Origin of the sequence: Caulobacter sp. CCH9-E1 (assembly GCF_001556515.1) — a bacterium.
Lineage (GTDB): Bacteria > Pseudomonadota > Alphaproteobacteria > Caulobacterales > Caulobacteraceae > Caulobacter.
Genome location: NZ_LSJA01000276.1, coordinates 1 through 24,119, shown reverse-complemented (window position 1 = coordinate 24,119; position 24,119 = coordinate 1). Strand labels below are relative to the sequence as shown.

Here is a 24,119-nt window from a genome sequence, read left to right as displayed (position 1 = left end):
GGCGGGCTTTCTTTTGGGCGTTGAGGGCGACGGATGGCGGACCTCAGCGGGGAACCACGTCGAAGGCGACCGTCAGCCGATGGCCTGTGTCGGAGAACGGCCGCGTGCCGTGCCACAGGCAAGACGGGAAGAGGGCGAGGGTCCCACGCTCTGGCCTGATGAAATGCTCGGCCTCGAGCGCCGGCTCGGTCAGGCATCCGGGACGCCCGAACTGAAGCCATCCAGCCCGCGTGGCCTCGTCGTCGAAACGCCCGGGCAGATCCAGATAGAAGGCCGAGGAAATCCAGCCACGGGGATGGACGTGGTCGGCGTGGAAGCCCGCCGATTTCAGGCGCACCGACCAGCCGCCCGCGAAGGCGAAGTCCTGGGTGCGGCGGCGACGAATCGGATCCTCTCCCGCGCCCAGCGCCTCGACATAGCGGCCGACGGCCTTGCGCGCGGACTCGAAGAACGCGCGCACCAGGGGATCCTGTGAGCGGTCCAGCGACGGGACCTGGGTGCCGCCCCGCAGCGATTGGTGCAGCGGGTGGGTCGTCAGGTCGTGCAACTCCAGGAGCCGATCGCGCAGGGCGTCCAGGAAGGCGTCCAGGCTGGGCCAGCCGTCGGGCGTGTCCAGCCGATCCGTGCGCACCAGGGCGGCGTAGTCGCGGAAAAGCGCGTCGCGCGGATCGTTCAGGATCCGCCAGGCGGTGTTGCGCAACACCAGCGCGTACTGATCATCCGGCGCGGCCGCGACCATCTGCTCGGCGATGCGCGCCGCGGCTTCGGCCTCGCCGTTTGCCAGCAGCGCTTCGCAGAGAACGGCGCGCGTTTCGCCGGCCTGAGGGGCGCGTCGGTGCGCTTCCTGGGCGTGGCGCAGCATCCGGGCGCGGTCTCCAAGCGCCCCGGCCGACCGCGCCGCGGCGATCCTGACCAGCAGGTCGTCGGGCGCGCGGGCCAGGGCGTCCTCCAGCGTGGCGTCAGCCCCGGCGTGGTCGCCGGCGAAGGTCAACACCGCGCCGCGGATCATGCGCAGGTTCGAGGCGGTCGGTTGGCGAGCGATGGTTTGATCCAGGCGCGCCAGGGCGGCGTCGGTCCGGCCGGTGCGCATCCAGCGCAGCTGGGCCAGCTCCAGATGCGCGGTGGCGTCGGCGGGCCGAGCGGCGAGGGCGGCCTCGAAGGCCTGTTCCGCCTCGTCGTAGCGGTGCAAGCCTTGCAAGGCCTTGCCCAGCACCAACCGCACCTCGGGAACGTCGAGACCCAGGGCGAGGGTTCTGCGCGCGGCGGCCTCGGCGTCCGCGTGCAAGGTCAGGTCGCCCAGCGTGGCCGCCAGATTGTACCAGGCGAAGCGATCGCCGGGCGCGACCGTGACGGCGCGGCGGTTGAAGCTCAGGGCCTCGTCCGTCCGCCCGACGGCCTTCAACGCGGCGGCGTGGGCCATCAACAGGCTGGGCGGCGCGTGGGGCGATTGGGCGTGATTGGTCGTCAGGCGCAGGGCGTCGCTGGCCCGACCGTTGTCGATGAGCGTCCAGGCCTGGTTGGTCAGAGAATCGATCATGACGCGCCGCTGCTGTTTCCGATTCTTGTTTGTCTCCGCTGGAAGCGAACCACAACAGCCAAGCCTCGGCCCCAGTGGGGGACGACGACCGCCTCGACTCTTGTCACGATCATGTCGCGCATGGCGCCTAGACGCATGGGTTCGATATCGGCGGTTGGGGAGCGGACGATGGGGCTTCGAAACGTGGGCGTGGCGGCTTTGGGCCTGATGGCGCTGTCGAGCGCGGGCGTCGCGCAAGCCGCGGCGGCGGGCGGTCCGACCGAAGGCCTGAAGCTCGAGCGCGTGGTGATGATGATGCGTCACAGCATCCGTCCGCCGACGAAGCGCGTGGCGACGCCGGCGGGCACGACCGCTCAGCCTTGGAGCGCCTGGAACACGCCTTATGGCGAGCTGACGCCGCGCGGCGCCGAGGGGGCTCGGCTGATGGGCGTCTACTACCGCACCTTCCTGAGCGCGCGAGGGCTGTTGCCGCGCGACGGGTGCGCGGCCGGCGGCGAGGTCGTCGCCTTGGCCAGCAGCAAGCAGCGGGCGATCAAGACGGCCGAGATGTTCGTCGAGGGCCTGCAGCCTGGCTGCGGCGTGAAGGTCGACTATCCGGACAGCGAGGACAACGACGCGATTTTCCATCCGTCGGAAGGCATCGATGGCGACATCGCCCTGCAAGCCGCCTTGCGTCAGAAGCCTGGCCTGGCGGCCGAGCCGCGGCTGCGCGCCGCCGAGTTCGCCGTGTTGCAGCGCGTGCTGGGCTGCGATCCGGCCACCAAGGCCGGCTGCGACATCGCCAAGAGGCCGTCCCACCTGGAAGCCGCCAAGAACGACACCCCCGAGATGGAGGGCGCGCTGTCGGTCGCCTCGACCGCCAGCCAGACGGTCCTGTTGGAATATGTCGAGGGCAAGCCGATGAGCGAGGTCGGCTGGGGCCGCGCCTCGAAGGCTGACATCCAGACGATGCTGCGCTTCCACGCGCTGAAGTTCCACTACGAGATCGGCGCGCCGTATGTCGCCGAGCGCTACGCCGCGCCGGTCGCCCAGAAGATCCTGGAGGCGCTGAGCGGCGCCCAAGGGCCTAAGCTGACCATGCTGGTCGGCCACGACTCCAACGTCGCCGCCCTGCGGGGATTCTTCCGCGTGAACTTCACCGTGGCCGACTATCCGCGCAACGACCCGCCGCCCGGCGGCGCCATGGGCTTCGAGCTTTTGAAGGCCCAGAGCGGCAAGCGCTATGTGCGGGCCTTCTATACGGCCCAGACCATGGATCAGCTGCGGGAGCTGCAGCCTCTCACCGCCAGCAATCCGCCGTCGTACGCGTACCTCTCGATCCCCGGCTGTCGTGTCGCGGGCGAGCCGACCCTGTGCCCGCTGGAGACCTTCCAGAAGATCGTCGGCGGCAAGCTGAAGGCCCTGCCCAAGCGCTAACGGCGCCTCGGAATGTACGAACGCCGGCGGCCTGTTCTGAGGTCGCCGCGTCTCTGCGCGCCTAGCTCAAAATTGGTCTTACCACTCTTTGGAAATTGACAGGCCAATCTCCATTGGCCATGGATGTGGAGGGGCGAAAAGCGACCGGAGCCGTGAAAGGCCCATCGCATAGAACAAGAATAAAACGGGTAGGAAGACCAATGACTTGGCGCTCGGTGCGGCTGCGCATTCTCCTGCTGGTGATCGTCGGGACGATCATCAACTACATCGCGCGCAATTCGCTGGGCGTGCTGGCTCCGCAGCTCAAGCAAGACCTGGCGATCACGACCGAGCAGTACAGCTACATCGTCGGCGCCTTCCAGCTGGCCTATACCGTCATGCAGCCGATCGCGGGCCTCTTGATCGACAAGATCGGGCTCACCGCGGGCTTCGCCCTGTTCGCCCTCGCGTGGAGCCTGGCCAACATGCTGCACGGCGCGGCCAAAGGCTGGGTCTCGCTGGCGGCGTTTCGAGGCCTCCTGGGCATGGCCGAGGCCGCCGCCATCCCCGCCGGCATGAAGTCGATCGGCGAGTGGTTTCCCGATCGCGAGCGCTCGGTCGCCGTCGGCTGGTTCAACGCCGGCACCTCGCTGGGCGCGGTGATCGCGCCGATCCTCGTTGCTCTGGTCGCCAAGCACTGGGGCTGGCAGGCGGCGTTCTTTGTCACGGGTCTGATCGGCGTGGCCTTCGCCGGGGTCTGGTTCCGCTACTACCGCTCGCCAGCCAAGGCTTCTTACGTCTCGCCCGCCGAACACGCCGAGATCGAGGCTGGCCAGCGCCCGGTGGTCGCCAGCGCCACGACTCTCAAGGCCATCGCCGCCACGCCGCGGTTCTGGGCCATCGCCGTGCCGCGCTTCCTGGCCGAGCCGGCCTGGCAGACCTTCTCGTTCTGGATCCCGCTGTACCTCGCCAAGGAGCGGGGCATGGATCTGACCCATATCGCCCTGTTCGCCTGGATGCCGTTCCTGGCCGCCGACGCGGGCGGCATCCTGGGCGGCTATCTCGCGCCGTTCCTGCAGAAGTGGCGGGGCATGACCCTGGAGGGCTCGCGGATCGCCGGCGTGGCCCTGGGCGCGGTGCTGATGATCGCGCCGGGCTTCGTCGGCCTGGTCGGCCACCCGATGGCGGCGATCGCCCTGCTGGCCATCGGCGGTTTCGCCCACCAAGTGATCTCGGTGCTGATCAACACCCTGTCGGCGGACGTCTTCCCCAAGGGGGACATCGCCAAGGCCAACGGTCTGGTCGGCATGGCCGGCTGGACCGGCGGCCTCTTGTTCTCGCTGGCGATCGGCCAGCTGGCCGACAAGATCGGCTTCGCCCCGCTGTTCGCCTGCCTGGGCGTCTTCGACCTGATCGGCGCGATCTGGCTGTTCGCCATGCGCCGCCATCTCATCGTGAAGGAGGCCTGAGCCATGCGCAAAGCCAACCTGGCCCAGCCGCCGATCTTCGCCCTGGCCCAGCGCGACGGTCCCCGCGTCACCCTGCGCGCCGACACCGGCGCGGTCGCCCATGTCTTCGTGCTGGAGGAGGACGTGATCCGTGTCCTGCTGCTGGCCGACGGCGCGGTGACCTCGCCGCCCAGCTGGGCCGTCGCGCCGGGCCAGACCGACATCGCCGAGCCGGGCCGGGACCGCCTGGACGTATCCGGCTTCGCCGCGCCGGCGTTCACGCTGGAGGAGGGCGGGGATGTCCTGACGCTGGCCACGTCGCGCCTGCGCCTGGAGATCACGCTGACGGGCTTCTTCTGTCGCTGGTCCCAAGCCGTGCGCGATGACTGGCGCGTCATCGCCGAGGACCGTCCGACCCAAGCCTACAATTTCGGCTGGTGGGACGAAGGGGTCTATCACTACGTCAAGCGCCGCCAGGGTGAGCGCTATTACGGCCTTGGCGAGCGGGCGGGGGCGATGGATCGCGCCGGACGGCGCTTCCGCCTGACCAATCTCGATCCCATGGGCTACGACGCCTCGGCGGACGATCCGTTGTACAAGTCGATCCCCTACGTCCTGGTCGTCGACGCCGAGGGCGGCGCGCACGGCGTGTTCTACGACACCACGGCCGACCCGGTGTTCGACTTCGGCCACGAGCACGACAACTACCATCCGCATTACCGCTACATGCGGGCGGCGAGCGGCGACCTCGACTACTACATGATCGCCGGTCCCGACGCTCGGGAGGTCACCCGCCGCTACACCTGGCTGACCGGCCGGCCGGCCCTGATGCCGCGCTGGGCGGTCGGCTATTCCGGCTCGACCATGACCTATACCGACGCGCCGAACGCGCAGGAGCGGATGGGCGAGTTCATCGCCGGGGTCAGCCGTCACGACATTCCGTGCGAGTCCTTCCACCTGTCGTCGGGCTATACCTCGATCGGCGACCGCCGCTATGTCTTCCACTGGAACCGCGACAAGTTCCCGGACGTCGAAGGCTTCGTGCGCGGTTACGCCGAAGCCGGCGTCGAGCTGGTCCCGAACATCAAGCCGGCCCTGCTGGTCACTCACCCGCGCTACGCCGAACTGGCCGCCAAGGGCTGGTTCGTCCGCGACGCCGACGGCGATCCGATCGTCTGCCAGTTCTGGGACGAGGTCGGCAGCTATGTCGACTTCACCAACCCCGACGCCGCCGCCTGGTGGCGTGGTCAGGTGACGGAGCAGCTGCTGACCTACGGCGTTCGCTCCACCTGGAACGACAACAACGAGTACGAGATCTGGGACAGTCGCGCCCGCATCGCCGGCTTCGGCAGCCCTCGCGCGGCGGCGGCCGAGCGCCCAGTGCAGACCCTCTTGATGATGCGCGCCAGCCGCGCGGCCCAGATCGCCTATCGCCCCGGCGAGCGGCCCTATGTGGTGACGCGCAGCGGCATGGCCGGCATGCAGCGCTACGCCCAGACCTGGTCGGGCGATAACTACACCGCCTGGAAGACCCTGCGCTTCAATCAGAAGATGGGGCTGGGCATGGCGCTGTCGGGCGTCTCCAACATCGGCCACGACATCGGCGGGTTCGCGGGGCCGGCGCCGGAGCCGGAGCTGCTGCTGCGCTGGGTGCAGTCGGGGATCGTGATGCCGCGCTTCTCGATCCACAGCTGGAACACCGACGGCACGGTCAACGAGCCCTGGATGTATCCGGAGGTCACCCCCGCCATCGTCGAGATGATGAAGTTGCGGCGCGCCTTGCAGCCGCTGCTGCATGACCTGCTGTGGCGCCACCACGCCGACTACGAGCCGGTCACGCGGCCGTTGTGGCTCGATTTCCCGGAGGATCCTCACGCCTGGGAGGACGGCGACGCCTACCTGCTGGGCCCGGACCTGCTGGTCGCCCCGGCGCTGGACCAGGGCGCCCGGACCGTGCGCGCCTACTTGCCGGCCGGCGCGGCCTGGCGCGATCTGCGCGACGACAGGGCCTATGCGGGCGGGGCGGAGCACGACTTGTCCGCGCCGCTCAGCGGCCTGCCGCCGATGCTGGCGCGGGAGGGCTCGGGCGTGTTCGCGGACCTGGCGGCGTCGGGCTTCGCCGCCGCCAAGCCGCAGCCTGGCGTGCTGCTCTATCCGCCAGTCGATGGCGCGATGACATGGACCGGCTTCGACGAAGCCGACGCCGCGCCGCGCGACCCGGCGGAGCCGCAAAATTGGCGGGTCACGGTGGAGGCGAGCGCCGGGTCGCTGGCGATGACCGTGGCTTGGCAGGGCGAGGCGCCGGCTCCGGCTGAAGCGCTTCAGCTTGTCCTGCCGGCCGCTGATACCCGCGCAGTCACACTGAATGGCGAGGCGGCGACGCCGCGCCTGGAGACCGTGCTCGGCGTCTCGCGCCGCGTGCTTACCTGGAGCGTCTAACACCTTCGTGTCATTCCGGCCGCAGCGAAGCGGAGAGCCGGAACCCAGGGGCGGCCGCACCGCGCTTGGCCCCTGGGTCCTGGGTCGGCTTCGCCGCCTGGGATGACACGGCTAGGTAGGTGGCCTTACGGCGCGAACTTCATCGCCTTCAGCCACAGGGCGTACTGGTCGAACCAGGCGTCGCTGGTCGTCCCGTGCGGCTGGGAGGCGAAGCCGTGGCCGCCGGCGCTGTAGAGGTGCAGCTCCACCGAGGCGCCCGAGGCGCGCCAGTTCTGGATCAGGCTGAAGTCCTGCGACCGGAAGAAGCGATCGTCGGCGGCCAGAGCGGCGAACAGCGGCGGCGCGTTGGCGGGGACGACGCTCGACTGGGTCGGGCCATAGATCATGCCGGCGAAATCCGGCCGCGCGTCGGGCGCGTTGGCCTGTAGCGCGCCCAGCACCGTCATCGCCCCGGCCGAGAAGCCGAGCACGCCGACGCGTTTCGGATCGACGTGCCATTCGCCCGCGTGTTCGCGGACAGCGCGGATCGCGGCCTGGGCGTCGGCCACGGCGTAAGGCGCCTGCCGATCGCGCGCCTCGGCGCCTTCGCCGCGCTGGAACGTGCCCGCCAGGGCGGCCTTGAAGCCCTCGAAGCTGTCGGGGAGGGGGATGGTCCGGTACTTCAGGATGAAGACCCGCACGCCCAGCGGCGCCAGGCGCTTGGCGACGTCGTAGCCCTCGTTGTCCATCGCCAGGAACTGGAAGCCGCCGCCAGGAACCAGGATCACCGCCGGCGCGTCCTTGTCGCCTGCGGGGCCGCCTGGCATCAGGGTCAGGGTCGGCTTTGAGACGTTGTAGACGAGGCGCTGCTTGGGATCCTGCTGGGCCCAGGCCTCGCGCGCCGGGTTCGCCAGCGGCGTCGCGATGGGGAGGGCGAAGGCCGGCGGCTCCTTCGGCGTCGCGATGGGCAAGACGCCGTTGACCCAGTCGCCCGGCGCGGCGTGCGCGCCCAGGGCCGCAAGACAGACCGACGCGCCGGCCGTAAGGCCAAATAGGCGGCGTGAGAGGGCGTTGCGCATGCGGGTCTCCTGGTGCGACACGAACAAAAAACAGGGGAGCAGGCCAAGCCCGCTCCCCATCGCAGAGGTTCGTCCGGGGAGGACGGCCTAGAACTTGGTTTCCACCTTGAGCCCAAAGTAGCGATCGCTGTCGCGCGACAGCACCTGGGTCACGAAGTGGACGCCGTACGAGCCGAAGCCATCGCCGATGCCGGTGACGAAGTGCTCGTTCAGCAGATTGTTGACGAACAGGGTGGCCTTGACGTCGCCGCGCGCGACGGACGCCGAGGCGTTGAGCACGCCGTAGGCCTTCTGCTCGGCCAGCGGGTTGCCCAGCAGGTCGAAGTTGACCTTGCTCTGGTACTGGTAGTTGACCGTGAAGACGCCCGTCAGGTCGCTGGCCAGCTCGCGCGTGACCGTGCCGCCCAGATTGACCTTGAACTTCGGGCTGTTGGGCAGCTGGGTGTTCGAGCGGTCCTGGACGTTGCCGAGGCCCGGCGGATTGGTCGAGGGCGCGCAGCCCACGCCCGTTTGCGCTTGGCCGGGATAGCAGGCGGCGTTCGGGAACGAGATCACCTTGGCGTTGGTGTAGGCGGCCGAGGCGTCCAGGCGCAGCCACTCGACCGGCATGGCCTGGGCTTCGACCTCGAGGCCCTTGGTGCGCAGCTTGCCGACGTTGTTCAGCTTCTGCTGCAGGGCGCCGTTGATGTACTGCGACGACTGGGCCTGGAAGTTGTCGTAGTCGGTGTAGAAAGCCGCGATGTTCAACTGCAGGCGGTTGTCGAGGAAGCGGCTCTTCAGACCCGCTTCGTAGGACTTCGACTTCTCGGGCTGCACCGGGTTCTGGGTGCGCAGCGGCGTGTAGCCGGACGAGATGTCGTAGGCGAAGCCCTTATAACCGGTGGCCGCGCTGGCATAGACCGAGACGCGCGGCGCCAGTTCCTGGTTCAGCGACAGCTTCCAGGTGGCGACGGTGTCCTCGTTGCTGCCGGCGCAGAACTGGCTGCCCGCGCCGCATGTGCCGATGCTGGTAGGCGAGACATAGACCGTCGCGTTGGAGAGCAGGTTGACGAAGCTGTCCTCGATCCGCTCGTTGTTGATGCGCACCGCGCCGCTGACGGTGGTGTTGGTCGGGAACTTGTAGTCGACGCCCGCGAAGGCCGCGACGCTGCGCGTGCTCTGCCAGCCGGTCCACTTGGCCAGGATCAGGGCCGGGCCGCGCTGGAAGTCGCGGGTGGTCTTGGCGTCGGCGTAGAAGGCGCCGACCACATAGGACAGCGGACCCTCGCCCTTGGATGTCAGGCGCACTTCCTGGGTGAACGAGGTCGAGTGATACGGGCCAGAGTTGCTGACGCCGACGCCCGGCGCGATCGGGCTGGTCACGTTCGGCGCGGTCCCGTTGACCGCTAGGTCCGTGCCATCGACGTCGGCCGAGAAGTTGTACTTCCAGTCCTGGTACGAGGTGACCGAGATCAGGTTGGCGAAGCCGAGGTCATAGGTCAGCTTGCCGCTGAAGCTGGCCTGCTTGTTCTCGGTGAAGCCGTCGTTGTCAACGCGGGTCTTGCGGTTGGCCGCGCCGGGCGTGACGCCGGCCAGGGCGGGCAGGATCGAGACGCCGTTGTATTTCGGGATGACCGGAGTTGTGGCGCCGGCCGGCAGGTAGTTCAGATCGATGAAGCGCAGCGTGGCGGCCGTGCCGTCCGACTTGGACTTGGCGTAGGAGCCGTTCAGCGACAGCACCAGCTTGTCGGTCAGCTCGGTCCGCAGCTTGCCGCGCACGCCGTACGAGGTGTTGTCGTTCAGCTTATGGCCGTTGGTCAGGTTGTCGACGTTGCCGTCCCAGTGATTGTAGTAGGCGCCGAGGCGGAAGCCGGTCTTGTCGCTGATCGGACCCGAGATCGCGCCGTCGGCCTTGTAGCCGTCGTCGCTCGTCACGGTGGCCGAGGCGCGGCCGCTGAAGACGACCGACGGTTCCTGGGTGACGATATTGATCGCGCCGGCGCTGGCGTTCTTGCCGAACAGCGTGCCCTGCGGGCCGCGCAGCACTTCGATGCGCTCGACGTCGGTCAGGTTGTCGAAGGCCTGGGCCTGCTGGACGACCGGCACGTCGTCGATGATGACGGCCACCGAGGGCTCGACGCCGATCGAGAAGGCGTAGGTGCCGATGCCGCGCAGGATGATGGCGTTGTTCGGCGAGGCGGTGCTCTGGCTCAAGGTCAGCGAGGCGGCCGCGCGGGTCAGGTCGGCGAACTCGTTGATGCGCTGGTTCTGGATCGTCTCGCCCGTCAGGGCGGTGACCGCCACCGGGACGCTCTGCAGATTGGCCGAACGCTTGGTCGCCGTGACGACGATTTCTTCCAGGCCCGTGGTTTCGTTCTTGTCTTGCGCCATCGCCAGGCCCGGCATGGCCAGGACGCACGACGCCGCGCTCGCAAGCAGGATCAGCTTACGCATGACACCCTCCCTAAGTCGTTGATTTTATTTTGTTGTAGACTGGCATAAACCGTTATATGCGTTTGGTCAAGCCAATTTTGAGAAGTGGTCAAACAGTTCTCGGGGGCGACGCTTGCGCTGGAGGTAGGCCTCCGCGCGCGCGGCGCCGTCGGGCGGCAGGTGCAGGCCCAGCTTGGTGCGTCGATAGAGGATGTCCTCGGCGGTACGGGCCCACTCTACCGAGACCAGATAGTCGATCTCTGCGGCATAAAGTCCCGCGCCGAAGGCCTCGCCCAGGTCGGTGAGGCTCCTGGCGTCGGCGACGATCGCACGGGCCCGCGTCCCGTAGGATCGCGCCCAGCGTGCGGCCAGGTCTTCCGAAAGAAACGGGAACTCGACGCGGAGCGCCCGGGCCAGGGCGGCGCGGTCGAGATCGGGCAGGTCGCCCCCCGGTAGGACGGCGCCTTGCGTCCAGGACGGACCCGCCTTTGGGAAAAACGACGCCAGGCGGCTCATCGCCTGATCCGCCAGGTGGCGATAGGTGGTGATCTTGCCGCCGAACACCGACAGCACCGGCGCCTCGCCGTTCGGCGCATCGACCTCCAGGACATAGTCGCGGGTCACCGCCGAGGCGCTGTCGGCATGGTCGTCGAACAGGGGGCGCACGCCCGCATAGCTCCAGACCACGTCGCCGGGCGCGATCGGGCGGGAGAAGTAGCGGTTGATGCTCTCGCAGAGATAATCGACTTCCTCGGTTGAGATCTTGGCCGGCCCTGGCGGCGCGTCCCACGCGACATCCGTCGTGCCGATCAGCGTGAACCGGTCCTCGTAGGGGATGGCGAACACGATCCGGCGGTCCGGGTTCTGCAGCATGTAGGCCTGGTCGCCCTCGAACAGGCGCGGCACGACGATGTGGCTGCCCTTGATCAGGCGCGCGCCGCTGCCGGTCTTCACGTTCAAGGCGCCGGTCAGGACCTCCGAAACCCACGGGCCGGCGGCGTTGACGATCGCGCGGGCGCGGACCGTGCGCTCGGGACCGTCGACGGGCTTCAACCGCGCCTCCCACATCGCGCCGACGCGACGAGCTGAGACCAGCTTGGTGCGGGTTTCGACCGTCGCGCCGCGCTCGTGGGCGTCCAGAGCGTTCAGGGTCACCAGTCGGGCGTCGTCGACCCAGCAGTCGGAATAGACGAAGGCCTTGACGTAGTCGGGCTTCAGCGCGGCGCCCTCCGGCGCGCCCTTCAGGTTCAGGCCGCGCGAGCCTGGCAGCCGCTTGCGGCCGCCCAGGTGATCGTAGAGGAACAGGCCGAGCCGGACGAGCCAGGCGGGGCGGGTGGCGTGGGCGTGCGGCAGCACGAAGCGCAGGGGCCAGATGATGTGCGGCGCCATGGCCAGCAGCGTCTCGCGCTCCTCGAGCGCCTCGCGAACCAGCTTGAACTCGTAATATTCGAGATAGCGCAGCCCGCCGTGCACCAGCTTGGTGCTGGCTGACGAGGTCGCGCTGGCCAGATCGTTCTGTTCGACCAGCAGCACCGATAGTCCGCGTCCCGCCGCGTCCCGGGCTATGCCCGCGCCGTTGACGCCCCCGCCGACCACCAGAAGGTCGAACTCCATGCCTGACGCTCCTTCCGCGTTGCGCATCGCTAGCGTATTCCCCTAAAAATCGCAAATACGAAATCAAAAACGAAACCCACGGCGAAAAAACGCGCGTGGATCCGAAACCGATCCGTAAGGCGTGCTGGTCAAGGACGAGGCCAACGCGCTAAGCGGGGGTTGGAGGTGCGCTGATGGCTATCGAGGAGCGGCACGAGGCGATTCTCGCCCTCGCCCGGAAAAGCGGGCGGGTGACGGTCGAGGCCCTGTCCGACCAACTCCAGGTCTCGCGCCAGACCATCCGCAAGGACCTGAACGACCTCTGTGACCAGGGCTTGCTCAATCGCGTGCACGGCGGCGCCGTGATCGGGGCGGGCGGGGTCGATAACCTCGAGTACGAGGCGCGGCGGGTGCTGGCGCGCGAGGCCAAGGAGGCGATCGGCGCGGCGGCCGCCGCCCTGATCCCCGAAAAGGCCTCGCTGTTCATCAATATCGGCACCACCACCGAGGAGGTGGCCAAGGCGCTTCAGGGGCGCACGGGTCTGCTGGTGATCACCAACAACCTGAACGTCGTCGACATCCTGGCCGGCTCGCCCGGCGTCGAGGTCATCGTGGTCGGCGGACGTGTGCGCAGCGCCGACCGCGCCTCGGTCGGGGCCTTCGCCGTGGACTTCATCCGCAACTTCAAGGTCGATTTTGCGATCATCGGCGCCTCGGCCATGGACGAGGACGGCTCGCTGCTCGACTTCGACATCAACGAGGTCCAGGTCTCGCAGACCATCATCCACAGCTCGCGCCGCGTGATCCTGGTCGCCGACAGCCAGAAGCTGGGACGCCCCGCGCCGGTGCGGATCGGCCACATCGGCGACGTCCACGTCTTTGTCACCGACCGGCTGGACAGCCCGGAGCTGGCGGCGAAGTGCGAGGCCGAGGGCGTGCGGGTGATCGAGACGTCGCCCCGCTGAAAGCGGCGTGTCCTAGAGCTTCACGAACGGCGCCAGCAAGCGACCCAGGCGACCAGGCAGCACGATCTGGCCGTCCAGCGCCGCGACGCACAGGCAGGGCTCGGGCGAGACCACGCGCGGCTGGTGCGTCACGTTCGGATCGGCCTCTTCCAGGTCGCCTTCGGCGAAGACGCCGTCCTCGGTGGCGTAGGCGCCGCTGATCACGCAGGTCAGCTCGACGCCGCCGTGCGTGTGGCGCGGCGCGCATTGGCCCGGCGCGATCCGCAGAAGGATCACGCGGCAGTCGCCGTCACGGGGGCCGATGACGTTGCGCACATGCACGCCTGGACCCGCCCAACGCCACGGACCCAGCGGCAGGCCGCGAAGCGGCTCGGGCAGGGAGGGATCCGCCGACTTCGGAAGGACGGTCTCCTCCGCCGGCGTCGGCTCGTCGAGGCGCGCCAAGGCCGCGTCGCGCGCGCCGGCGTCGAGTGAGACTGGCTCGGCCTCTTCGAGAAGGGCGCCGCCGACGGCGCGGCCAAGGTCCGCCCACGGACGGGTCTGCGGCTTCAGCGCCAGGTGCGTGGCGACGACCACGGCCTCGGGCGCGCTGAGGGTGCCGGCGGCGTAGGCCAGCAGGCGTTCCTCGCTGGGTTGGCGACGCAAGCTCATGCGGCGCCTCCGCCGTCGCGCTCGATGAATGCGCGCAGTTTCATCATGCCGAAGCGGATGCGCGCCTTGACGGTTCCGAGGGGGACGCCCAGGGCCTGGGAGATCTGGGTGTGGGTTTGCTCTTGGAAGAAGGCCATCTCGATTGCTCGGGCTTGGTCTGGGTTCAGGGTCCGCATGGCGGCCCTGACCAGTTCGGCGTCCTGGGCGCCGCTGAGGATTGCGTCGGGTTGCTCAGGCTCTTCGGCGGCCAGGGCGAGGTCGGCGGCGTAGACGCTGGCGTCGCCGCGCCGCAGGCTGTCGATGCGCAGGTTGCGCGCGATGGTGAAGATCCAGGCGGCCGACGAGGCGCGTTCCGGGTTGAACAAATGCGCCTTGCGCCAGACGCTGAGCAGGGTCTCCTGCGCCAGTTCCTCCGCGGCGGCGGCGGGTGATCCGCTGCGCATCAGCAGCGCCTTCACGCGCGGCGCGTAGTGGTCGAACAGCGTCGCGAAGGCCTCGCGGTCGCGATCGGCCGCGATCCGCAGCACGCAGTCGTCGAAGTCGCGCGACGTGGTCGTCACGGCGCGATGTCGAGAGCTGGATTGGGCGGCCTGAGTCGCATGCATGTCCATGATACGCCGAATGGCTCTTTTTGGATGACTCTAGCTTTGGGGCGCGGCGCCGAGGGTCACGGGCTCAGGCGGCAGCGGCGGGCGGGGACGCAGCCAGATGCCGCGCGCGACAATCTTCAGGGCCTCCCAATGGATGCCCAGGATGACCTTGAAGCTGAGCAGCGGATGCTTCAGCCACGCCTTCAGCAGATTGGCGTCGGTGAGGGCGCGGCGCTCTCCGCCGAACCGCGCGGTCAGGATGGCGTCGTCGCCGCGACGGGCCGAGACATTGACCACGACGGCCTCGCCCGGCGGGAGGATGTCGAAGTCGTAGGTCAGGTCCATGTCCATGAACGGCGAGACGAAGAACCGCTTGGGCGCGCTCTGCCGCACCGGCGCGACGCCGGGCTCGGGCGCGGCGGCCAGATAGCTGTGGCGCTGGCCGAAGGTGTTGCGCACCTCGTAGAGGATCGCGGCCAACTCGCCGTCGGCCCGGTGGCAGAAGTACAGGCTGAGCGGATTGAACCCGTAGCCCAGGATGCGCGGCATGCAGAGCAGGCGCACGGGCCCGTCGGCTTCGATGCCCGCTTCGGCCAGGCGCGCGCGGGCGTAGGCTTTCAGGTCGCCGCCCGAGCGGTCGCCGTGATCGGCGGCGCGGAACGACATCAGCCCGAACGGACCAAACTTCAGCACCCGCAGCCTGGAGGCCAGCGAGGTCAGCTCGTCCAGATCCAGCAGCAGCATGAAGATGCGGTAGCGCAGGCGATGCGAGGCGGGCGAGAACCGCCGGTGCGTCACGACTCCCTCGTAGATCGCCGAGGCGCTCATGATCAGGCGGCCTGTTCCAGCCGTTGCGGGGCGCGCAGCGGGATACGGCCGTTCTCGTCGGCCACGGTCCAGGGGCGACGGACGCCGCCCAGCTGCTCGGCCACGGCGAGGCCCGACTGCAGGCCGTCCTCGTGGAAGCCCGCGCCGAAATAGGCGCCGCAGAACCAGGTGCGACGCACGCCCTGCAGGCTCCATAGGTCGTTCTGCGCCCTCAGGGCGCCGGCGTCGAAGTGCGGATGTTCGAAGCTGCGGACCTGGTGGACCAACGCCTCGCGCGGCGCGATATGCGGGTTCAGCGTCACGAACAGCGGCGGCGCGCCCTTCAGGCTTTGCAGGTGGTTCATCCAGTAGCTGACGCAGCCGCTGGCGGGATCGTCGCGGCGGCCCAGATGGTTCCAGCTGGCCCAGGCCAGACGCCGGCGCGGCATCAGGCGCTTGTCCTGGTGCAGCACGACTTCGTTGGTCGTATAGCGGAAGGCGCCCAGCACCGCCTGCTCGCGCGCGTCGGCGTCGGCCAGCAGCGAGAGGGTGGTGGGCGCGTGGGTGGCGAAGACCACGTGGTCGAAGGTGCTCTCGCCGCCATCGGCCTCGACGATCTTCACGCCATTGTCGGAGCGCGTCACGGCCTTGATCCGCGCCGACAGGCGAACCTTTCCTTTGAAGGCCGCGCCCAGGGCGTCGACATAGGCGCGGCTGCCGCCGTCCACCGTGCGCCAGGTGCGCCGGCCGACGAACCGCAGCAGGTCGTGGTTCTCGAAGAAGCGGATGAAGGCCGCGGCGGGGTGCTCGCCGGCGCCTTCGATCGTCGCCGACCAGATCGCCGCCGCCATCGGCAGCAGGTGATCCTGGCTCAGCGCCGCGCCATAGCCGTTGTCGCGCAGGTACTGGCTCAGCGACACGACCGGGTCGAGCGTCGCCAGGTGTCCGGGCGCGGTGCGGTAGAACCGGTTCAGGTCGCGCAGCATCGACCAGAAGCGCGGCCGCAGCAGCGCGCTGGGCTGGGCGAACAGCGAGGCTAGGCTCTTGCTGCCATACTCCAGGTCGCCGTCGTCCAGCGAGATGGCCAGCGACATGTCCGCATGCTTGGTGGGCGCGCCCAGATGGCGGAACAGCGCCGTCAGGTTCGGATAGTTGAACTCGTTGTAGACGATGAAGCCCATGTCCACCGGGACGGGCCCCTTGGCGGTCGAAACCTCGACCGTGTGGGCGTGGCCCCCCAGGCGATCGGCGGACTCGAACAGGGTGACGTCGTGGCGTTGGCTGAGGAGCCAGGCGTTGGAGAGACCCGAAATCCCGGCGCCGATCACGGCGATCCGCAGGGGAACGCCTTCAGGATTCGCCGGAAACTCTCCGTGCAAGGGCCTCATCGACGGTCTCCTGGAGTTCGACGCAAAACGCGCGCTTGCTCCTAGCTACGGTCGAGCCTGGCGAGCGGACGTGTGTCTCCGGTGAAGTTTTTCGAGGTGTCGCCGCTACGGCGGCGGCGGGGCCAAGGCGTGGACGGACGAGGCGCCGGCCCAGATCGGTCGGCCAACCCTGTCACGAACGCGGATACGCACCTCGATGTCGCCTTTGGCCACCAGCGCATGGTCGCGCAGAATTTCGGAAAGCAGCAGGACCGCTTGGCGAACGGCCGCCGCATCGTCGGCCGCGATAAGGACCTCGCGTGTCTCGACCGCGCCGCTCTCGATGTCGAAGTGGTAGGTCTTCATCCGCGCACCACGCACACTGTCGCCGGGCGACCATCACACGCCAGATCAAGGACCCGTTCGGGCCCGGGTTCCAAGCGCGCGTGGGCAATGCGCGTCGAGGGCGTTTTTCAGGGGCGGAGGGCGCTTTCCTGTGACCTTGTTTCCGATCAATTGATCGAGGGCGCGGATCAGGCCCCGGCGGGTCTGGAGGCGATGTCCGAGGGGTCCTGCTGTGGACGCAGTCGTTCGGGGTCAAAGCCGCCAAGTCGGGCCAGCGCGTCCCAGTCGCTGATCTTGAGCACCCCGTTGCGCAGGGTCGCCAAGCCGTCGTCGCGCAGGGTGCGGAGCACGCGATGCACGTGCACGACCGACAGGCCCAGGGCGTCGGCTATATCGGCCTGGACGGCGGGGAAGTCGCACTTGCCGTCGCCGGCCAAGCGCAGCGCCGTCTGCCGCCAATAGACCTCGCAGAACAGATTGGCCGCCCGCGCCAGCGCGGTCCGGCGGCCAAGGCCAACCATCCAGTTGCGCTGCTGCTGGGCCTCGGTCAGCACCGCGCGGCACAAGGCCGCCAGGAGGTTGGTGTGAGCGCGCAACATCGTGCGCAGTTCGTGCGCGGTGGTCATCCGCGCCTCACAGGCGCCCAAGGCGCGGACTTCATGGTCGAGACCCACGTAAAGACCGCCAAGGTCGATCAGGTCCCCCGGCGTGGCCACGCCGAAGATCTGTCGACCGCCGTCGGGCAGCACCTGCTGCTTTACGGCGAGACCCCGCGCCAGAAGGCTCAGACGCGAGCGAGCCCCCGCGGGGACGATGACCTGGCCGGGTTCGAAAAATCGGGCCTCCTGCGAGCACGTCATCAGATCGTCCCGGACGCCGTCGCGCAGCGGGCCGAACCGGTCGAGGCTGGCGATCAGCAGCCGGTTCACGCCGACGCTCCGGCGCGCGGCGCGGGAGCGGCGACAACGAAATGGCGGCTTCGTTCGTTGAGGCGGGGAGCGGTGGAACTCGGCAATACAAAATCTCCGCGAGAGCGCTCCGCCTTAGGCGCGTCCGCGAAGTCCCACCCTAACCTAGGTTAGCCGCGGCCATCTTTTGATCGGTCGCGGGCTCCGATCGAACTCTGAAGGAGCTGCAGCGTCCGCCATGTCCTCTTCGCAAAACATCGCTCTCCTGGCGGCCAAGCTGGCGCGGCGCGACGCGCTGTCCCCCGTCGAGCGGGACGTGCTCAGCGGCCTTCTGGGCCCCGAGCGCGCGATCAAGGCGGGCGGCGTGCTGATCGCGCCGGGCGACCGGCCCAGCTACAGCACCTTTGTCGTCAGCGGCTTCTGCGCGCGCTTCAACCTGACGGCGGCGGGCGGGCGGCAGCTGACCGAGATCAACGTCGCCGGCGACTTCGTCGACCTGCACAGCATGCTGATGCGGCAGATGGACCACGGCGTCGTGGCTCTGGCGGACTGCGTCGTGGCCTACGCCCAGCACGCGGACCTGCGCCGGCTGACCGAGCAGCATCCGCACCTGGGCCGCCTGCTCTGGCTGGAGACGGTCATCGACGGCGCGATCCATCGGCAATGGCTGGTGACCATGGGGCGGCAGGACGCCGTCAGCCGGCTGGCGCACCTGGTCTGCGAGCTCTACCGGCGTCTGGAGGCCGCGGGGTTGGCCAGCGATGGACAGGTGAAGATTCCGATGACCCAGACCGATCTCGGCGATGTGCTGGGCCTGACGCCCATCCATGTGAACCGGGTTCTGATGGAGCTGCGCCGCGAAGGGCTGATCGAGTGGAAGGGCGTCCAAGTGACCATTCCCGAATGGGACCGGCTGGCCGACTTCGCCCTGTTCGATCCGACCTACCTGCGCCTGCAGAGCGACGCGGTTTGAGAAGGCGCCGCTATGTTTGCCCCGGCCGCGTCGGGTGGCCGTGCGGCCGCCGGTTCCTGAGGTTGAAGCCGTCGCCGTGCGCCAGGATGTGCATGCGGACGTCGAAGATCGACAAGGCCCGCTCGGCCCGCGCCTCGGCGATATTCGAGGCGCTGACGCCCTCGGCGTCCACCACATAGACCGCGCCGCTGCCGATCACGTCGAAGTCGTCGCCCTCCAGGATGATGGCGGTGTCTTCGTCTATGCCCAGGCCCAGCACGCGCGGGCTCTGGGCGACGGCGCCCAGCAGCCGGCCGATGCGGCCGCGCTCGGCGAAGTGCTGGTCGATGATCGCGTCGCGGACCAGGCCAAGCCCCGGCGCCATCTGCAGGTCGCCGATCCGGTGGCTCTCGCTGCTGGCGCCGCGCACCATCATGGTGTCGCTCATCACCGAGGCGCCCGCCGAGGTGCCGGCCAGCACGCCCCCCGCGCGCCAGATCTCGCGGATGCGGGCCTCGATGGGGGTGTCGCCGATCTGGCTGCTGATCCGCAGCTGGTCGCCGCCCGAGAAGAATACGCCCGCCGCATCGTCCAGCAGGCCCAGCTTCTCCGGATCGTGCGCCTCGGCGCGATCCTCGACATAGAGCTCGACCAGCTCCTTGATCCCCAGCGGCTCGAACGCCTTCTGATAGGTCTCGAAATAGCCTTCCGGATTGTGCGACGCCACCGTGGCGATGACCAGGCGGCCGCCCTTGAGACGTTCGGCCACCGCCTTCAGGATCACCTTGTCGCCATCCTTGTTCTCGTGGCCGCCGATGATGATCAGCGGGCCTTCGGCATTGGCGTGGGCGAGGGTCATTCGGCGTCCTTGGCGGTGTCTTCGGCGCGGCTGACGAAAGCCTGCGGCGGGCGGTTCGAGCTAGCGTGGGCGACGGCGAACTGGGCGCTGTTGTGGCCCCAGTCGATGCGCCCTTCGGCGTCGATGACGATCAGTCCGGCCTCGCCGCCGACGCGGGCGAGGGCGGCAAGGGCCGTCTCGATCGCGGGGCCTGGCGGCAGGCTCTCGAGCGCCCGCATCAGGCGCGAGGCCAACGTTACCCGAATGAGACTTTCGCCCTCGCCGGACAACGAGACGCCGCCGGTGGCGTTATCGGCGTAGAGGCCGCAGCCGGGCAGAGGGGAGTCACCGACCCGTCCGGCCCGCGCGCCCTTCAAGCCGCCGGTCGAGGCGCCGGCGACGATGTCGCCGTGGATATCGAGCGCCACGCAGCCGACGGTGTCGCAGCCGGGATCGTCGGCTTCCGGATGATCGACGATCAGGTCGCGCGGATCGCAGAGCTCGGCGTCGATCTCGCGGGCAAAGCACTCCGCGCCGTCTCCGACCAGCAGGACTGGGCGCTCCGGCAGCATGGCCGTGGCCACCGAGATCGGATGGCGCAGCGTCTTGACGGCCGCCACCCCGCCGACGTCCAGGGTGCGCCCGTCCATGATCGCCGCGTCGCACTCGACCTCGCCCTTGGCGTTCAGGACCGAGCCGTAGCCCGCGTTGAAGGTCGGATCGTCCTCCAGCGCGCGCACGGACGCCTCGACGGCGTCCAGCGCCGAGCCGCCGGCCTCCAGGATCGCTTGGCCGGCCGCGAGGGCGACGAGGCAGCCGTCTCGGTGGATCTGCCAGCGCTCGGGAGGAATGTCCTTCGCCCCGCCGTGGACGATGATCGCCCAGCGACCCTCAGACATAGGCGTCCTTTCCCGGTTCGACCGACGCGGGGGCGGCGGGCTTGAAGTCCACCACCTGCTTCCAGACGGCGTCCACCGAGGTCGGGAAGACCATGACCAGATCGCCGGGCCGGGCCATGCGCAGTCCCGTCTCCACGGCGCGGGCTTCGCTTAGGATCCGGTGCACCCGATCGCTTGGGAAGCCGGCGCCGAGGGCGCCGTCGGTCAGCAGCGACACGACCGAACCGGCCGGGCGGCCGCGACCATCGGGGCGTTCGCGGAAGATGAGCTCGTCGAACATCTCGGCCGACAAAGCGCCCATCTCCAGGATGTCCTCGTCGCGGCGGTCGCCCGGAATGCTGACCACGCCGATCACGCGGCCGACGTCCGAGCGCAGGCGGCCGATCAGTTCGCCGATCGCTCGCATGGCGCCGGGATTGTGGGCGTAGTCGACGATGACGCGGAAGCCGTGCGCGTCATGCACATTGAAGCGTCCGGGGTTCTCGGCGTGCGACGAGGTGAAGGCCCGCAGGGCCCGCGCCATGACCTCCGGGCTCGCCCCCAGGCCGTGCCCCGCCGCGATCGCCGCCAGGGCGTTGGCGATGTTGAAGCCGGCGAGGCCGCGCAGGGTCGCGGGGATCTCGTCCGCCTCGACCACCGACCAGCGCTGGCCCCCATCGTAGAGCGCCAGCTCGCCGTCATGGATCGACGGCTCCCGCGCGGCCAGCAGGCCGCCCTGCGCCACGTGCTTCTGAAGGAAGGGGCTCATCTCGGGCCCGCCGTTCAGGGTGAAATAGGCGACGCGGCCGCCGGCGTGGCGGGCCATGCGCAGGGTCAGGGGATCGTCGCCGTTCAGCACCGCGACGCCGCGCCGTGAGACGGACTCGGCGACGATCGATTTCACGGCCGCCAGGTCCTCCAGCGTGTCGACGCCTTTCAGCCCGAGGTGATCGGCGGTGACGTTCAGCACGACGCCAATGTCGCAGCGGTCGAAGGCGAGACCTTCGCGCAGCATGCCGCCGCGGGCGGTTTCCAGCACGGCGACATCGACCGTCGGGTCGCGCAGCACCATGCGGGCGCTCTTGGGGCCGCTGGCGTCGGCGGCCAGGATCTGCTCGTCGTTGATATAGACGCCGCTGGTGTTGGTCAGGCCGACGGTCTTGCCCATCTCGCGCGCGATGCGGGCCACCATCCGGACCACGGTGGTCTTGCCGTTGGTGCCGGTGACGGCGACGATCGGGATGCGGCTGCGGGTCCCGGGCGGAAACAGGTCGGCGACGACGGCCCTGGCGACGTCGCGCGACGCGCCTTCCGAGGGCTCCAGGTGCATGCGGAAGCCGGGCGCGGCGTTGACTTCGACGACGCCGCCGCCGGTCTCGCGAACCGAGCGGGTGATGTCCGGCGCGATGAAGTCGATGCCGGCGACGTCCAGGCCTACCGTCAAGGCCGCGCGTCGGGCGATGCTGGCGTTGTCGGGATGGATCACGTCCGTGCGGTCGATCGCCGAGCCGCCGGTCGAGAGGTTGGCCGTGGCCCGCAGGACGACGACCGCGCCGGGAAGCGGGACATCTTCCAGGGTCAGACCCGCGCGGGCCAGCATGTCGCGCGTCTGGTCGTCGATGGCGATGCGGGTCATGACCTTCTCGTGGCCGATCCCGCGACGCGGATCGCGGTTCACGGCGTCGATCAGCTCTCGGACGGTGCTCTCGCCGTTGCCGACGACGCGGGCCGGCACCCTCTCGGCCACGGCCGCGACCTGACCGCCGACCACCAGGATTCGGTAGTCGCGGCCGACGAACTGCTCTTCGACGATCACGCGTCGGCCGTGCTGGATGGCCTGTTCGAAACCCCAGCGGACCTGTTCGCGCGTGCGCAGGTCGAGGCTGACGCCCCGGCCGTGGTTGCCGTCGAGCGGCTTTAGCACCAGGGGGCCGTTGATCCGGCTTGCGTGCGTGAGCGCGTCCTCCACCGTCCGTACGACCGCGCCGCGCGGGACCGGCAGGCCCACCTCCGACAGCAGCGCCTTGGTTAGGGCCTTGTCGCCGGCGGTCTCGACGGCGATGTGGCTGGTCTGGCCGGTGATGCTGGCGCGGATCAGCTTGCGCCGCGCCCCCCAGCCTAGCTGGATCAGGCTGTGCTCGTCCAGCCGCTGGACGGGAATGCCGCGGCGACGCGCCTCCTGAACGAGGGAGCGGGTGGTCGGACCGAGAGCCTCGCGGCGAGCGATGGCGCCCAAGCGCTCCAGGGTGCGGGGCAGGTCGAATAGCGGCGGCGCGAGATCGAGCAGCGGCTCGGCGATGCGCTCCAGGCCCTCAACGCCCTGCAGCTCGCGCGGCAGCAGGCTATGAACCAACTCGACCGCCGCGCGGCCGGCGGCGCGGCCAAGCCCTGCGCCGTCGTAGGCGTAGAGGATGTTGTAGACGCCCGGCCGTCCTTTGACGGACCGTGTCTTGCCCCGCGTCACCGGCGTCCCGGCCAGCTTTTGTAGCTCCAGGGCGACATGCTCGATCACGTGGCCCAGCCAAGTACCCTCCCGCATCCGCAGGACCAGGCCGCCGTGGGTCTGGTAGGAGCAGCCGTGATCCTCGAGGCCGGGCAGGGCGGCCAGCAGTCGGTCGGTAAAGCCGTTGATCCGATTGGTCGGCCAGTGCTCCAACTGCTCCAGGTCCAGCTGGATGCGGACCATCGGCCGCGAGGCGTAGAGGTGGGGACCCTTGTAAACAGCGGTCTCTGTGACGCGCATCATGCCGCCTTTGCGGGAAGAGGGGCGGCGAGGTGCTCCGGCTGGGCCAGTCGCGCCGCGATGATGTCTTGGACGACCAAGGCGGCCGCCAGTTTCCTGCTGGGCGCGACGCCCTGGCCCCGGATGCGTCCGTCGCGCTCGATCGTTCGCCAGAGCCACGCACCGCCGATTGTCGGAGCGATCGCAAACCGGAGCAGCTTGTCCTCACCCATGACGCGTCCTCACTCGGCGGCGTAGACGAGCGGATGGGTGTGGGCCCACAGGTGCGCGCGGTAAGTGTCGAAGCACTGCTCGCCGCAGATCAGGCGCATGACCGCCCCTTCAGCGATGAAGCGGGCGCGCGACGGGTCCTCGGCCACCAGCGGGATCAGAGCCTCGGCGTTCCAGGCCTTGGAGTGCTCGATGTCGATCTGGGCGTGCAGGGCGAAGTACTTGCGAGCCTCCGGCGAGACGCCGACGCGCTTGAGGCCGGCGTCCACGCACGACACCCGAGTGGGCGCCGTCAGCTCGACGACGCCGAGCGCGCCGATCGAGTGCCAGACATAGCGGCGCGTCGTGGCCAGGGCGGTCATGGTGTTGGCCAGGCACAGGGACTGCCACAGGGTGGTGTCGATGGTCGGCGTCAGGCCCAGCGTGGCGGTGGTGCGCTCCAGCATCGGGCCGTGCATGCCGCGGGCGTTGCCGCGGCCCATCTCGTCCCAGTAGTTGCGGGCCAGCTCCAGCTTGGCGCGGTCGGGGATCTTGACCTGGGTCATGGCGACGAGATCGTCGAAACCCGCTTCGCCGGCGGCCTCCTGGGTCAGGAACCACTTGATGTCCTCCAGCGACGCCTCGCCCTCGAGCCAGTCGAACAGCGGGTCCCATTGGCCGGGGCCGTGGTCCTTCAGCGCCTCGAACCAGGCGACGAAGCCCTCCGGATCCTCCGGGACCTTGGCGACCAGCGAGGCGACATGGGCGCGGAAAGCTTCGATGAATTCGCCCTCCAGGCGTTTCATCAGGCGCTCACGGTCGAGCTCCTCACGCCAGTCATCGACGGGCGCGGTCGGCGCGAGGCGCGCGTGGTTCCAGTGCGCCAGACCCTTGTGCAGGGCTTCGGCGTCGGGGAACTGCGGGCTGAAGTGACCCAGGCGCGAAAGGCGATCGCCACCAAACATGCGTACTGCTCCGAGCGTGGACTGGGAGGGGCGGGCGGG

General features: G+C 69.1%; 20 protein-coding genes. 5 read left to right on the top strand and 15 right to left on the bottom strand.

Going from position 1 to position 24,119, the window contains the following annotated elements; translation table 11 throughout:
• Positions 1-43 precede the first annotated feature (43 nt).
• Positions 44-1,537 (bottom strand): putative 2OG-Fe(II) oxygenase, encoded by a 1,494-nt coding sequence (locus tag AX690_RS15505; protein WP_066684564.1) that lies wholly within the window; start codon positions 1,535-1,537, stop codon positions 44-46.
• Between the two features lie 168 nt (positions 1,538-1,705).
• Here AX690_RS15505 and AX690_RS15500 point away from each other — a divergent pair, with 168 nt between their 5' ends.
• The 3 genes from AX690_RS15500 (at position 1,706) to AX690_RS15490 (ending at position 6,819) form a co-directional block, all read left to right on the top strand.
• On the top strand, positions 1,706-2,953 hold the full coding sequence (locus AX690_RS15500) for a histidine-type phosphatase (RefSeq protein ID WP_082769690.1): 1,248 nt from the start codon (positions 1,706-1,708) through the stop codon (positions 2,951-2,953).
• A gap of 200 nt (positions 2,954-3,153) precedes the next feature.
• Entirely contained in the window at positions 3,154-4,401 is a 1,248-nt protein-coding gene (locus tag AX690_RS15495) for an MFS transporter (RefSeq protein WP_066684562.1), read from the top strand.
• A gap of 3 nt (positions 4,402-4,404) precedes the next feature.
• On the top strand, positions 4,405-6,819 hold the full coding sequence (locus AX690_RS15490; protein ID WP_066684559.1) for a TIM-barrel domain-containing protein: 2,415 nt from the start codon (positions 4,405-4,407) through the stop codon (positions 6,817-6,819).
• A gap of 125 nt (positions 6,820-6,944) precedes the next feature.
• Here the strand turns inward: AX690_RS15490 and AX690_RS15485 are convergent, their stop codons facing one another.
• The 3 genes from AX690_RS15485 to AX690_RS15475 form a co-directional block, all read right to left on the bottom strand.
• Complete coding sequence (locus tag AX690_RS15485) at positions 6,945-7,877, bottom strand: alpha/beta hydrolase (protein WP_066684556.1); 933 nt, start codon at positions 7,875-7,877, stop codon at positions 6,945-6,947.
• A gap of 87 nt (positions 7,878-7,964) precedes the next feature.
• Positions 7,965-10,310, bottom strand: coding sequence for a TonB-dependent receptor (locus tag AX690_RS15480; protein ID WP_066684554.1), 2,346 nt, complete (start codon positions 10,308-10,310; stop codon positions 7,965-7,967).
• A gap of 66 nt (positions 10,311-10,376) precedes the next feature.
• Positions 10,377-11,903: a glycerol-3-phosphate dehydrogenase gene (locus AX690_RS15475; RefSeq protein WP_082769689.1), complete on the bottom strand. Its 1,527-nt coding sequence runs from the start codon at positions 11,901-11,903 to the stop codon at positions 10,377-10,379.
• A gap of 173 nt (positions 11,904-12,076) precedes the next feature.
• On the opposite strand from AX690_RS15475, the gene AX690_RS15470 reads away from it, so the two are divergent.
• On the top strand, positions 12,077-12,847 hold the full coding sequence (locus AX690_RS15470) for a DeoR/GlpR family DNA-binding transcription regulator (protein ID WP_066684550.1): 771 nt from the start codon (positions 12,077-12,079) through the stop codon (positions 12,845-12,847).
• Positions 12,848-12,859: 12 nt separating this feature from the next.
• Here the strand turns inward: AX690_RS15470 and AX690_RS15465 are convergent, their stop codons facing one another.
• The 6 genes from AX690_RS15465 to AX690_RS15440 all read right to left on the bottom strand — a co-directional run bounded on the left by AX690_RS15465 (position 12,860) and on the right by AX690_RS15440 (position 17,536).
• Positions 12,860-13,498 (bottom strand): ChrR family anti-sigma-E factor, encoded by a 639-nt coding sequence (locus tag AX690_RS15465; RefSeq protein ID WP_066684547.1) that lies wholly within the window; start codon positions 13,496-13,498, stop codon positions 12,860-12,862.
• Positions 13,495-14,109, bottom strand: a complete 615-nt coding sequence (locus tag AX690_RS15460) for a sigma-70 family RNA polymerase sigma factor (protein ID WP_066684545.1) — start codon at positions 14,107-14,109, stop codon at positions 13,495-13,497. Before AX690_RS15460 ends, AX690_RS15465 begins: the two co-directional genes overlap by 4 nt.
• Before the next feature lie 30 nt (positions 14,110-14,139).
• A complete protein-coding gene (locus AX690_RS15455) occupies positions 14,140-14,916 on the bottom strand; it encodes a DUF1365 domain-containing protein (protein WP_066684539.1) in 777 nt (258 codons plus the stop codon).
• Positions 14,917-14,918: 2 nt separating this feature from the next.
• Complete coding sequence (locus tag AX690_RS15450; protein WP_066684537.1) at positions 14,919-16,283, bottom strand: NAD(P)/FAD-dependent oxidoreductase; 1,365 nt, start codon at positions 16,281-16,283, stop codon at positions 14,919-14,921.
• 105 nt (positions 16,284-16,388) lie between these two features.
• Positions 16,389-16,628, bottom strand: a complete 240-nt coding sequence (locus tag AX690_RS15445) for a hypothetical protein (protein ID WP_066684535.1) — start codon at positions 16,626-16,628, stop codon at positions 16,389-16,391.
• A 167-nt stretch (positions 16,629-16,795) separates the two neighbouring features.
• On the bottom strand, positions 16,796-17,536 hold the full coding sequence (locus tag AX690_RS15440) for a Crp/Fnr family transcriptional regulator (protein ID WP_066684525.1): 741 nt from the start codon (positions 17,534-17,536) through the stop codon (positions 16,796-16,798).
• Positions 17,537-17,753: 217 nt separating this feature from the next.
• Here AX690_RS15440 and AX690_RS15435 point away from each other — a divergent pair, with 217 nt between their 5' ends.
• Complete coding sequence (locus AX690_RS15435; protein ID WP_066684522.1) at positions 17,754-18,488, top strand: Crp/Fnr family transcriptional regulator; 735 nt, start codon at positions 17,754-17,756, stop codon at positions 18,486-18,488.
• A gap of 10 nt (positions 18,489-18,498) precedes the next feature.
• Here the strand turns inward: AX690_RS15435 and AX690_RS15430 are convergent, their stop codons facing one another.
• From AX690_RS15430 to AX690_RS15410, 5 genes are all read right to left on the bottom strand, one after another.
• Positions 18,499-19,326 (bottom strand): cyanophycinase, encoded by an 828-nt coding sequence (locus AX690_RS15430; protein ID WP_066684520.1) that lies wholly within the window; start codon positions 19,324-19,326, stop codon positions 18,499-18,501.
• Positions 19,323-20,204, bottom strand: a complete 882-nt coding sequence (locus AX690_RS15425) for an isoaspartyl peptidase/L-asparaginase family protein (RefSeq protein WP_066684518.1) — start codon at positions 20,202-20,204, stop codon at positions 19,323-19,325. Before AX690_RS15425 ends, AX690_RS15430 begins: the two co-directional genes overlap by 4 nt.
• Positions 20,197-22,929 (bottom strand): cyanophycin synthetase, encoded by a 2,733-nt coding sequence (gene cphA, locus AX690_RS15420; protein WP_197426879.1) that lies wholly within the window; start codon positions 22,927-22,929, stop codon positions 20,197-20,199. Before cphA ends, AX690_RS15425 begins: the two co-directional genes overlap by 8 nt.
• Entirely contained in the window at positions 22,926-23,138 is a 213-nt protein-coding gene (locus AX690_RS15415; protein ID WP_066684512.1) for a hypothetical protein, read from the bottom strand. Before AX690_RS15415 ends, cphA begins: the two co-directional genes overlap by 4 nt.
• Before the next feature lie 9 nt (positions 23,139-23,147).
• Positions 23,148-24,119: iron-containing redox enzyme family protein (locus AX690_RS15410; protein ID WP_231732217.1), on the bottom strand; the 972-nt coding region annotated here is incomplete at its 5' end.